The organism is Alteromonas sp. McT4-15, from assembly GCF_020515205.1.
GTDB lineage: Bacteria > Pseudomonadota > Gammaproteobacteria > Enterobacterales > Alteromonadaceae > Alteromonas.
Map to the genome: position 1 here is coordinate 42,709 of NZ_JAJALG010000029.1, position 12,419 is coordinate 55,127.

9 protein-coding genes are annotated in these 12,419 nt (G+C 46.2%); 1 reads left to right on the forward strand and 8 read right to left on the reverse strand.

Annotated elements, in window-relative coordinates; all coding sequences use genetic code 11:
• Positions 1–4: 4 nt before the first annotated feature.
• From LHL20_RS16505 to LHL20_RS16530, 6 genes are all read right to left on the reverse strand, one after another.
• A complete protein-coding gene (locus tag LHL20_RS16505) occupies positions 5–1,123 on the reverse strand; it encodes a restriction endonuclease subunit S (RefSeq protein WP_226434083.1) in 1,119 nt (372 codons plus the stop codon).
• Positions 1,116–2,753 (reverse strand): HsdM family class I SAM-dependent methyltransferase, encoded by a 1,638-nt coding sequence (locus LHL20_RS16510; protein WP_226434084.1) that lies wholly within the window; start codon positions 2,751–2,753, stop codon positions 1,116–1,118. The genes LHL20_RS16505 and LHL20_RS16510 overlap by 8 nt, the downstream gene beginning before the upstream one ends.
• 33 nt (positions 2,754–2,786) lie before the next feature.
• A complete protein-coding gene (locus LHL20_RS16515) occupies positions 2,787–5,915 on the reverse strand; it encodes a type I restriction endonuclease subunit R (RefSeq protein WP_226434085.1) in 3,129 nt (1,042 codons plus the stop codon).
• Positions 5,916–5,934: 19 nt separating this feature from the next.
• Complete coding sequence (locus LHL20_RS16520) at positions 5,935–6,138, reverse strand: helix-turn-helix domain-containing protein (RefSeq protein WP_127973804.1); 204 nt, start codon at positions 6,136–6,138, stop codon at positions 5,935–5,937.
• Positions 6,139–6,410: 272 nt separating this feature from the next.
• Positions 6,411–8,153, reverse strand: a complete 1,743-nt coding sequence (locus LHL20_RS16525; RefSeq protein WP_226434086.1) for a DUF927 domain-containing protein — start codon at positions 8,151–8,153, stop codon at positions 6,411–6,413.
• On the reverse strand, positions 8,140–8,382 hold the full coding sequence (locus LHL20_RS16530) for a helix-turn-helix transcriptional regulator (protein ID WP_064663305.1): 243 nt from the start codon (positions 8,380–8,382) through the stop codon (positions 8,140–8,142). The genes LHL20_RS16525 and LHL20_RS16530 overlap by 14 nt, the downstream gene beginning before the upstream one ends.
• A 393-nt stretch (positions 8,383–8,775) precedes the next feature.
• Here LHL20_RS16530 and LHL20_RS16535 point away from each other — a divergent pair, with 393 nt between their 5' ends.
• Positions 8,776–10,089: an ATP-binding protein gene (locus LHL20_RS16535; protein WP_001189491.1), complete on the forward strand. Its 1,314-nt coding sequence runs from the start codon at positions 8,776–8,778 to the stop codon at positions 10,087–10,089.
• 143 nt (positions 10,090–10,232) lie between these two features.
• Here the strand turns inward: LHL20_RS16535 and LHL20_RS16540 are convergent, their stop codons facing one another.
• Both LHL20_RS16540 and LHL20_RS16545 read right to left on the reverse strand, forming a co-directional pair.
• Positions 10,233–11,351 (reverse strand): hypothetical protein, encoded by a 1,119-nt coding sequence (locus LHL20_RS16540; protein WP_000006227.1) that lies wholly within the window; start codon positions 11,349–11,351, stop codon positions 10,233–10,235.
• A gap of 54 nt (positions 11,352–11,405) precedes the next feature.
• Positions 11,406–12,419 (reverse strand): type II toxin-antitoxin system HipA family toxin (locus tag LHL20_RS16545; RefSeq protein ID WP_226434087.1); only part of this gene is annotated, 1,014 nt, incomplete at its 5' end.

Genomic DNA, 12,419 nt, shown 5'->3' on the forward strand with positions numbered 1-12,419 from the left:
TAAATTATTTCACAGTGACTTGACCGTTCATTAGCATGGGGAGAAGCCAGTCGCGTAGTTTTTCTAGCTTTTCATTTTCATCCAAAATCGCCATTCGCTTCTCAAAGTTTGGTTTAACAAACTCAGCATAACCAGTCAGAACCTTTTCAGCTGGTCTAATAATTCTCATTGGAGCTAGGTTTGTCCTTGTAATCTGCGGTTGTGCAGAACCAGTTATTACATTCTCAAGGCCAGCTGAACGCAATAGGTTATAGATATATGTGGGTGGTAAGAAATGTGAATCTGTTTTCACAACCATTGCATTACCTGTAATCCACGAAAAGGGGCGAGTTACGTTAATTTCACCACAAGAATTGCCCCGACATGTTACTGCAACAACGCTTTGCTCATGGTTGTATTGGTCATAGCGACCAACAATTCCGTTTGCACCATAGACAAGGAATTCTCCGTCTTCGGCCATTTCTTTTTCAGAAATTGTTTTTGGCTGATAAAGTTCCGCAATTTCACCAAGCGTACCATCGCTCCACCCCTCCGGTATTTCGCGTTTTAGGGTTGGGTTGTAGACCATTTTACCGCCGGAGGTTTTGTAGGGTTTGCCGTTGGCGTCGGGGAAGTCGAACTGTACAAACCAGTAGTCATACAGGGTTTTCGCCATGGCTTCCAGCTCGGCGTTGATACGGTTATTAAGTTCGATTTTTTTGTCGATGACACTTAATACATTGGCGATTTCTGTTTGTTCATCACCTGTAATATCGCGAAAGTGGATGCCTGTGAGAATTGGCATAGTCAAAAATTTAGTCTGAGAGCCTTGTGACTTTTCCCGTAATCTCTTTAATTCGAGTTTTAGTGCGTAATAAACATAATCAATATTGAAGCCTTCTTTGGCGGTTAGAATATAAGTGCGCTGATAAGCATTGAATTTCCCCTTGTACCTACTTACATGAAAATTCCCCCGGGCATTGTTACCAGCTACAAGCACAACATCATCATCATATGCAAAGTGATCTATCTGATCAGGGAATTCAGCACAAGTAAAAAATGGATATTCTCCACCTGAAACAGCTTGATTGGCATCTAGTTTTCCGGTTGATATGTTACAAGCAAGACCTATTGTTTTATCCATTAAACTTTAACCCCGCCAACTGTTTTTTGATCTCGGCTTCTAATTCACGAGACTGGGAAAACATGTTATCCAAGTTATTGGTAAAGCCCTGCATTTTCTCTGCAAACTGCTCTGGGGTTATATCCACGTATTCGATTTTGACATCGAAATACTGGCCAGCACTTAATGAGTAGTTTTTGGCTTGGATGTCGTCGTAACTGACCGCCACAGAGAAGTCTTCTATCGCTTCTTTGGCATTAAACACATCAATAATTTGTTGTTCTTCATCTGGCGTTAATACGGTTTTTTGGTTTTTGCCGTCTTTGACTTTTTCACCCAGATTTGAAGCATCTACCAAGACCACATACCCATCATTGTTGGCGTCAATAAACAGGATGGATACGTTAGTGCCTGTAGTGGCGAAGATGTTGGATGGCATAGAAACCACACCCGCCAGCATTTTGTTTTTGACTAAATGCTCACGGATTTTTTTGTCGATACCTGATTGCGCAGTAATAAAACCTGTGGGCACGACCACCGCCGCTTTGCCGCCCGGTTTAAGCGAAGCAATGATGTGCTGTAAAAACAGCGAATAAATCGCCATTTTGTCTTTTGCTTTCGCCGGTGCTTTAGGAATACCTGCAAAGAATCGTTCTTTGTTTTCTTTGCTGTCTAGCTCATCCCTAAAGTCGCTGAAATCGAGCTTAAACGGCGGGTTAGAAACAATATAGTCAAAGCGTTTTAACTCTTTGCCATCTTTGTGGTATGGGTGCCAAACCGTATTACCTTGAATCACATTCGGGATTGAGTGCACCAGGTTATTTAAGATCAGGTTTAAACGCAGCAGGTTAGAGGATTTTTGCGAAATATCTTGCGTATAAATGCTACAGCGGTTTTCACCAATGGCGTGAGCCACGTTCATTAATAAAGTGCCCGAACCTGCCGATGGATCGTAACAACTAACATTGCGCACAGTGCCGCGCTGGTCTTGTGGCACTAAAATTTCGGCCATAATACGCGCCACCGCATGAGGGGTAAAATACTCGGCGTATTTGCCGCCAGAATTGCTGTTGTAGTCTTTGATCAGGTATTCAAAGATGGTGGCGTAGAAGTCGAATTTTTGCGTGAAGATACGCTCAAAGCTGAACTCGACCAGTTTATTGATTATGGCGCGGCAGAAGGCATCGCGCTTGGAATCGTCGGCAATGTATTGGCTGATGCGGTCGAACAGCACCACTTTTGCGCCACCATCGGTTTTTACCGCAAACACATCGTTATTGGTAATGGCAATGTCGATGAGGGTATCATCAAACAGCTTGGCAAAGTCAGGCGCGTTTTGTTGGCTAAACAGATAGCTAATAAAGTGCTGCGGTTTTAGCCGCGCGGTGTCGCCGCCCATTTGCAGTTGCAGCATGTCGAGGTCGTCTTCTGACATGGCTGCCAGCGCCTCTTCCCACTTATCGGCTTTGGCAATATTATCGTCGAGCTTTTTCGCTTCAAAGGCAAACTTGTCGTTTAAAAACTTGTACAAAAACGTTTGGGTAATGATTTTAAATTCGTTACCGTCGTTACCTAAACCATAGTTGGCACAGATGCTTTTTAAGCTATCAATCAGGGTTTTGGTTTTTTGCTGAAATTCTAATTCAACCATTTGGTGTTTACTTCCTAATCAGTGTTACCCGCATTACCACGCTTGGCTGCCGGTATTAAATTCTTTTAAATATTCTGCGACGACGAGGTGGTTAATGTAACGCGAGGCGTCGGCGTTAAGTTTGATTTGCTGTTCTTTCATAAAGCGGCCAATCACCAGCGGCATCATTTGACGCTCGAAGTAACTTTCGTTATCCAACACTTGGCTGTTGTTGAGCACTTGCTCGTCGGCGTCTTGCTTTACACCCGCGAGTGCTTCAAAAATTTTACGTTCGGACTCGCTAATATCACTTTGGCTTTGCTGGCGCTCTTGTAAGCGCTTGTGAATGCGGGTGTATTTAGCATCACCTAAGTACTTTTGCCGCAGTTGGTTGTTTTGACGGTTCAGCTCTTTGACGCGGTCGTGAATTTTATTCAGCGCGTCGATGTTGGCAACCATTTCATCTTGAGTGACTTCGCTTAAGTTTTTCTTCTTAAACAGACGCTCTAGCTCTTCTTTTAAGCTAATAAACTGCGGGTCTTGCTGGTCAAAATTGCTGGCCAGTGCTTCGCGGGTTTGGCGCAGAGTATTTTTCAGTTTGTCGGCCAGTACCAACTCTTCTTCGCCGATTTTTACAAACTTGAAGATCACATCTTCTAATGCGCGGTTGAGCAAGTTGCTGGTATCTTCGCCGCTTTCTAAGTCGTTTTTGAGATTGAGTAAGTCCAAGTGATTACTGGTTTCACGATACAACACATTGAGCTTGGCAAAATCCAGTTCATCAAGAAAGTCATACTCGCCTTGCAAACGAATAAGGTTATACAAGCTGCGGGCATCGGCTAAGGCTTTTTTTAGCGCCAGTACGGTGTCGCGATCTTGTATTTGGCTGATTTGATTGCAGAACTCTTCCATGTTGTCGGTATCAAAACGGAACAGTACGTCTTTGATATGCTCGATTTCTTGCTTGATCTCCTCCTGAGATTTAAACAGGTGTGAGTAGTGCTCCATCTCATCGCCCAATTCTGACTGTAATTCGTCGAAATAGGCTTTGTTGGTGGCATCAAACTCTTTGCGAATATCAGCAAAATCCACCACATAACCGTAGCGGAAATCTTTGTAAGTGCGGTTCACTCGGGTGAGCGCTTGCAGCAAATTGTGCTTGCGGATCACCCGGCCAAGGTAAAGCTTTTTCAGGCGCTTGGCGTCAAAACCAGTGAGCAGCATGTTGTACACAAACAAGAAATCGATTTTGCCGGCCTTGAAGCCTTCTACCCAGTTTTTGCGCTCTTCTTTGGTGCCGATGTCATGCAAGATCAACGCGGCGTTTTTTACCTTTTGAGCTTGTTTAACCGACTCGGCATAACTGGTTGGCGCAGGCTCAGCGACTTCAAGCACTTCGGTTTTTGAGTTGGATGTTTGCGACAGAATAGGCGTTTCGGCATAAACGCCATTGAAGATTTCAAACATCTGCTTGGCTTGATCTGAGCTGTCGCAAATGACCATGCCGCCAATGGTTGTATCGTTTAATGCGCCACGGCTTTTTTCAAAATCGTTCACTATGTAAGTCAGCATGGGCTCAACAAAACTTGGGTGGGCGTAAATCAGCTTGCGATCCACATCGCCCATTTTCACTTCGGCTTCTTCAAGGGCTTTTTGCAATTCGATTTTGTATTGGGTGGTGATTTCCTCACGGATTAGGCGCAAGGTGTAACCGTCGGCAATGGACGCGTTGTAGTAGTACTTGTGAATGTAGTCGCCAAACAAAGCGCGTGAATTGTAGTCATCCCCCAATAGTGGCGTGCCAGTTAGGCCAATTTTGATGGCGTTGCTGTCTGACTGGCTTAGGTTGGCTAAGAAACTGCCTTTAGGGTTATAGCTGCGGTGTACTTCGTCTAAAAAATACACGCGTTGTATCGCGACGTTGTAGTCTTTGGTGCTGACCACATCTGGGTCATCTTTAAACTTGTGAATATTCACCACTGTTATTTCTGGTTTGCCAGAATGGTTATGGATCACCTGTGTGGCTTTAATGTCACGGGTAAAGGCATCCCGTGAGCTGATGGTGTGTACGGTTAAGCCACGGGCGGTAAATTCGCGCTGTGCTTGTTGCAGAAGGTCTAGGCGATCAACAATAAAGTAAAACTTTGGAATGACCTGTTGCTTTTGGAAGTAATCGGTTAAAAAGCGCACGTTATAAAACGTTAGGGCAGTTTTACCACTGCCTTGGGTGTGCCAAATGATGCCTTTTTTAACGCCCTCGCTGAGCTTGCGTTCAATGGCTTTGGTGGCAAACAACTGCGGGTAACGCATGATGTGTTTTTGTAGTCCGTCTGACTCGGACACATACGCCAAGGCGTAACGCAAAATAAAGGCTAAGCGCTCACGGCTGAGTAAAGAGGTACAAATGCGGTTGGTTGGGCGCTCGGGTTGCTTGTTGGTCTGGAACTCTGGGTTGCTGCGGATCACTTCCAGATTATTGTCTTTTAAGACTTTTAGCTCGTCATCATCCGATACCGGCTTCAACAGGGCGGTTAAGTTTAAGATTTCTTCTTCGCGGAAATAGTTAAATACCGGCTTATGGTAAGAACTGCTGGCATAGAAAGCACCTTGCACGGGTTCAGGATCGCCGTCGTCGTACTCCATGTTATTGGAGAAAATCATAAACTGGGTGATGTTGGCAAAACGCTTGAACTTAGGGTTTTGAAAGCGTTTGTTGATGCGGTCGCGCTCGGCCAAGATACCTTCGCGATTATTTGGCTTCTTCACCTCGATAAACACTAACGGCATGCCATTGATAAGCAGCGTGATGTCTGGCCTGAATTCTTCATCGCCGTTTTGGCAGGTTAGCTCGGTAACAACATGGAAGCTGTTGTTATGGAAGTTTTCAAAGTCGATCAGCTTGGTATTTGAACGCTCAGACAGGCGCTCAAAAAAGGCTTTGCCTAGGTCTTCGTTATCGAGCAGTAGTTTAACATCTTCTAGCAAACGACCGGCTTCAGCATCTTCAATACCAGGGTTAATTTTGCCGATAGCGGTTTTGAATACGTCAGGGAAGATATTGGTGTCGAGATCCCAGCTTTGCCCTTTAAGTGACAGGTACTTATAACCTAGACGCATTAAATGAAGAATAGCAGGGATTTTTACTCGGCTATCTTCATTAAATTTATTGGTATTGAAGGCCATAACATTCCTTGTAGTCGTTTTAATTAGGAACCTGCTCAAGCAAATCGCTTAGAGGGCAGTTAAATAAATCGCACAGTTTATCTAATGCCTCTAAGTCCACCTTAAGCGCCGTTTCTTTGTAAAGTAGCGTGACGGTGGTACGGCTTAGGCCGGTTTCTCGCATCACGTCGCTAATACGCATTTTTCTCTCACCCATTAATCGGGCTAGGTGGCAGCGGATCATGCTCTCTCCACGGTGTTTTCTTAACCATAAACTTGGGGATTTTTCACTGTTGCTTACCCTACCACGATTATGATTATTCTCAACTTATTTGAGTTAAAACCAAATAATTGAGCGTATTTGTTATTCGTTCGGTGCCGGTTGTTGGTACGCTGGCGGTTCACGGGAATGCCTCTGGCGGTATTGTCTGCCTTAGCCTTTAATCCTCGCCCAGCCTTTAGGTTGACTGGCGGTGCACTGCAAGGCGACAAGCCTACATAGGATTCATCGCCTTTTTAGTCATCCAAGATGCTGCCTTTAACACAGTACATGCGTGGGCGGGTGTTGTCGGGCAGGCTGACTTTGCGCTGTGGTCGGTTGCCATCGGGGATTAAGTAGCCTGCGGCCATCAGCGCTTTGGCGGCGCGATCTGGGCTTAGGCCTTCGGTGGCTTCACGCCAGCCAGTTGGGTAAAACAGGTAGAGGGTTTGTGGGCCGGTGACATCTATCCACCCTGCTCGTTGGCGTACTTGGCTGCTGTAACCAATTTGTTTAGGCGTAAAGCGGCTTTCGCCATGTTGCTCAATAAAGCTGCGCACTTGGCGAATGGCTTGTTGGTCTTCATTGGCGGCCACACCACCACGGGCGAGTATCCATTGGTTTAGCTGGCTTAAACAAGCGGCTTCGACACTTTGGGTTGGCCAATCGAGTACTTTGGCTTGAATGGCTAACAACCCAGCACTAGCCAGTAAGGCAAACTTTTCGGCGACCCGGCGCACTTGGCCGTCAGCCTCTGTTGGTAAGCTGGCTAAAAAACGTTGGCGTACGTTTTGGAAAACGGGTCGCACCTGCGCGCTGTGCTGCGTTAAATACCGTAACCAGTCCAAAGCCAAGCAGCCGTAGTGTTGGCGACTTTGTTGTTTTAGGTGGTCAGCTAAATCGGCGGCGTTCATGCCATGGCTATGGTTAAACACGCCCATTTGCGCTCCAGCATCGGCACTGAGATCAATCACGCGCACTTGCTGGCCGGCTTTTACGCGCTTGCCGATACTGGCAAGATGGCTTTCGAGCGTCACTTCGCCAGTAGATAAAAACACCAAACGCCAACGGGCGGGTAAGCGCATTTCACCGTATTTGCCTGCACGGGTTTTACCTTGGCCATTGGCAAGCATATAAGCGACATCGCCCGCCTCTTTTGGGTCAACTTCGCCCATTTCATCGAGCGCCAGCAAGGCATCGTTATGGGCCAACGCAGTGCCTTCTAAACCGTTGGCCGTGGCCCGCCAACTGTGGCGTAGCTGATTAGGTTCGCCCCACACCGATAATGCCGGATACAGCGCCGCAGTTTTACCAATACTGCTGGCACCGTAGAGGTGTAAACCAAAACCATCCACCCCACACAAGTGCAACAAAGGCGCAGCCAGTGCAGCGCAGACACCAACGATTAATAGCGGGTTATCCAGACAATAACAGCCAACGTGCTGCCGCCAACTGTCGCTACAACCTTGTTGAATAAAGCCTTCTATCGGGTGCATGGTTTGCAGCACCATGCGCGGGTTGTTGCTGTGTTCGCTTGGGTAAAAGGTGAGGCGCGGATGCACATAAGCGTGGTGATGCCAACCAATACAGTTCACGCTGATAGCCTTTTGCGTAGCCAGTTCGCCCATTTGTTGAATAAACAGGGAGAGCAACTGCCGCGCTTTGACACTGTTGCTTAGCCGCATACCTCGGCTGAGTAGGATTCGGCGGTACTCGCTGCCGTCTCCGGCCAATAGTTCTGCTGGCATAGCCCAGTAGCGATGGCGATTGTCATCGTCTAGCCAGTGCAATAAATAGCCGTAGTTGTCCCCTTGCGGATCGCGGGTACGGGCGGCCACTTGCAGCCAAGAGCAAATTTTAACTGGGCTATCTTGCCCCGTTGGTTGCATCACCAGCCAGTTTTGCGCGTTATAAGCAAAACCAGCCGGTAATTTTGGCTCGTTGCTAGGCATATCACTGGCAGATAATTGGTTTAATGCAGATGGTTTATCCACGGCCATAAGCAGCACCGATACGGCGGGTTTCAATCCACTGGTCGATATCGCTTTCTAACCAGCCCACGGCACGCGCACCAATACGAATGGAGCGTGGAAATTCACCGCTGGCCATCAGGGCATAAATGGTACTGCGGCCAAAGCCCGTTTTGGCTTTTACCTCGGGCAAGCGCAAAATCCGCTGCTGACGCGCTGGGTGTACTGAGTTGGTGGGTAATTGTGTGGTTGGGTTCATCGTTTGCTTCCTCACTGATCTGTTAAGTTCAGTTAGGAGTTTGCCAGTACTAAACGGACGCAGTAGGCAGATAAATGCTCAGATCGTGCAGCTTTCTGAGGGTACAGGTCGCTACTTGCCCCAGTTTGTAGATAGTGCCCAAAACAATAAATGCTCTGTGGGCAGGGTTAGCGTATTGCTAAATGGCGTGAATTAAGGCTTTGCCCAAGCTGCCCCAAAAGCCCAAAGGGTAAGTGCCCAAAGCCATCTCAAAAAAGGAAAGTCTTGCTCAATTAGAATGTCATAACACTTTTATGCGCATAAAAATGTAAAATTCCGCACTTTTATGCGCGTAAAAGTGTAGACTGAGTTATACTACAGGCAGTTAACAGTCTTAATTGGCGGGAAATGACAATGCAGCGCAACTTACTCAACGCCCTAATAGCATGGAAAAGTCAACCTGTGCGCAAGCCATTATTGATCGATGGCGCAAGACAAACAGGTAAAACCTATCTACTGCAAGAGTTGTTTGGGAATACCTTTGCCAACATCCTTCGTATCGACTTCCTTGAAAACCCAGCTTACAAAGAAGCGTTCGATGGCTCGTTGTCACCTGACGAGCTAGTAATGAACATTGAGTTGCTAACCAACCAAGCGTTCAATCCAGACACCGACTTGCTGATATTAGATGAAATTGGCGAATGTGAACGAGCCGTTACTTCGCTTAAGTATTTTGCCGAAAAAGCGCCGTCCTATTTTGTCGCAGCCAGCGGTTCAAATATTGGTTTGCTCAACACCTTCCCTGTGGGTAAGGTAGAACAATACAATTTACGACCACTGACCTTCCAAGAATTTATTTACGCATCCAACGAGCAAGCACTGATCAAAGCATTTGATAGTCAAGCAAGCACACCGGCGGTGCACACTAAATTGATGGATAAACTAACCGACTATTTTTTTACCGGTGGTATGCCGGAAGCCGTTTCTGCTTGGTATCAGTTTAAGGATTCAAGCATTCTAGAGCGTGTTGAAAAAGTCACAAAAATTCATGCCGATTTAGTTGAAGGTTATCGCCGCGATTTCGGTAAGTACGCGGGCAAGGTCGATGCTACACTGATTGAATCGGTGTTTAATAGCATTCCAGCCCAGCTATCACTTGTCAGCGATGAGTCAGTTAAACGCTTTAAATTTAAGCATGTGCATGAGCGTAAATCTCGTTATAGCGATTTTGAAACCGCGATCCATTGGCTTAACTGCTGCCGCTTAGCTTTGCCAAACTACCCTATTGAAGGATTACCGAAATCTCCGTTGGCGGCCTATAAAAAAGACAATATGGTTAAACTATTTCTGTTTGATGTGGGCCTGCTCAATCATATGCTGGGCAGCAGTTATAAAGAGATTAAGCAACAAAACTATGAATACAAAGGCTATGTGGCTGAAAACTTTGTGCAACAAGAGCTCACAGCTATTGGCGTTGACCCAAGCTATTCATGGAATGACGCCCGCGCCGAAATCGAATTTATTTTGGCAACCGATGAAGGCGATATCATCCCTGTGGAAGTCAAAAGTGGTAAACGTACAAGAGCAAAATCGTTGGCATCCTACGTTGAAAAATGTACTCCAAATAAAACCTTTAAGTTAACGGGTACACAAGGCTCTTCAGCGTTAGAACAAACCAATATCGTGATGCCTTTGTATTTCACGCAGTATTTACCAGAGAGGTGGTAAAAGCGCGTTGCCTAGCCCCGAAGGTCTACACAAAGTTACCTTAGGGATAACAATTTGTAGACCTTGGGTGGGCTTACAACCTTTCAACCAACCCTCAATCGGTTTTTTGCTAACGTCATTTGGCCAGCCTATCGCCTCATCGTTTAAAGCAAATCACTCAAGCGATTTAACAGTGCTTTACGGCTATTATTCGCCACAAAAAAGCGCTTAAAGCGTTGTTCAAACGCCGCTTCATCAGCTTTGAACTGATAGGCCTCAAACAGCTGATGCAGATAGCGTGATGCCGCATCGTAACCACTGGCGCAAGTTCGATCCGCTTGCTCTTGTGATTGCTGCCAGTAGTGCTCACGTTGATTGTAGATATCAGTCAACGCTTTTTCTTTTTCCGCTTTTTCGATAGCTAATTTTTTTGCGAGTGCTGCGGATTGCTCTTGCTGTAATTGACTTTGCGCTTGCTCAATAAAAGGAGAAATTACCTCGGGGGTTAACCAATACTGATAGATCTCGTCTGTGTTGACAGGTTCTTTTCGCGTCAGCGCTAAGGCTTGGTGTCGGGTTAGCTGGCCTTGCTCAAACAGCGTGCGTAAAAGCGTGTCTTTCTCTGCTTGCGAGAGATTATGGAGCCACGAATCAAACTGAAATTGGGTTTGTTTGGCTAGGTGACTGGGTTGCTCCTTCAGCACCATGGCCAGAGCCTTAACTAATGCTAAGGGAATATCATACAGCGCTGCAAACGCCTGCTCCTCTTCACTGAAGTGCTCAAAATCGAATTGAATTAACGGCACTCGCTCAACGTCATCATTAAAATCAAACATTTTGAGCCACATAAAGTACACAAGGCGCCAATCCCCTTGCATTAACCCGCTGCGTAACCCAGCTAAATGCTGGAAAAATTGGTCGGCATGCTCATCGTCAAAATATTCGTCATACTCCTCAAGGGAAAAAATCAGCAACTGCCACTCATCGTTTTCGTGAATATGAAGTCCATCACTTGAAAAGCCAAGTAACGCATCTGGAAGCGTTCCTGCTGGTAGCTTGATGTATACATCGATTGAGCCCCAATCGGCATAGTAAAAACCGATATCAAAGTATTTTAACATCAGCTCAAAAGGCTCGGCCTTTAGATCACTGTAGGTGTAATACACCTGAAAGGACGTAGCGCTGATCTCGGCACGGCTTGAAATGGCCCTGAGTGCTTGACGTGCTTTAGCATCTAAATACCCATCCAGACGCTCAAATTTATAGTATTGATATTCGCTCACGATGACCTTGCTATCTATTTATGGTGAATTGAAAAGTTTGTTTTAACAAAATTGTTATAGAAAAAGCGCTGCATTTTCTTGTTTACGCTGCTCCAATGTCTTAGCAATCGCAGACACTGTTGTTTTACTGATCCCTTGTTGCTTGGCAAGATACGTAAATTGGCTGATGGCTTCTGCGACTTCTTCAATAACTTGCTTTGCATCATTCCAATTCGCAAAGCCAGCACTAGTAGCAAGTTTTTGCATCACCTTAAGCGATGGCGCTTTGCCATAACCGCCGAAAGCAGTGGCGTGTTCGTTGAATGGATGCGGGCTGTAGGTAACATCGTAAAAAGGGGCAGGATCCCATTGACCGTCATCCGCTTGCAAAAACGCCCAGTTTTTACTGTGGTCGTCTTGATTAGACGACAGCAGATTAAAAATGGCGCGGCGAAATTGCAGCTGTCCAGCCGCTGGCGATTTACACAACTGACGGCTGGCTTTAATTAAATCAATGTAATCTAAACTTGGCGTTCGAAAGTCTGCATCCAGCAGCCCGCAAGCGCTGTGCATATGCAATCGACCTGCACTGCGCTTTCTGCCTAAGTCGGCCTGTTCAGTGACATAATCAAAACGCTTAAGCGCCAACCAAGCAGACGCACCGCTTGTAGGTGGTGCTTCAATGAGTTGCCATTGCGGCGGTTGACACTTAGCAAGTTCTGCCATTTGTAAATAAACTGCCTCGCACAAACCTTCTTCATGCCCGAGCGCGAGATTTTTAGAAGTAAATTTAATCAGCCAAGCCTCATCTCCAAGCTGAGCGAAGGTTCGACAATACTGAGTTTCCCCAGCAGGCATATAAATTTGTGCCTTAGGCCTTGCCCCACCCGAACTACCTCCGGCAACTAATGCGGCCAACACCTGTTGAGTATGCCCATCTAACTCATCGTGATTATCATCCATATAATCTGACATCGAAGAATCGAACAGCGTTTGTGCTTCTAAGCCTAACGTCGCTAAATCAATATCCGCGTGCGTGGTGGCTGAAAACTCAGACACCGGAGAAAAAGACAATGCTCCCATGCCTTT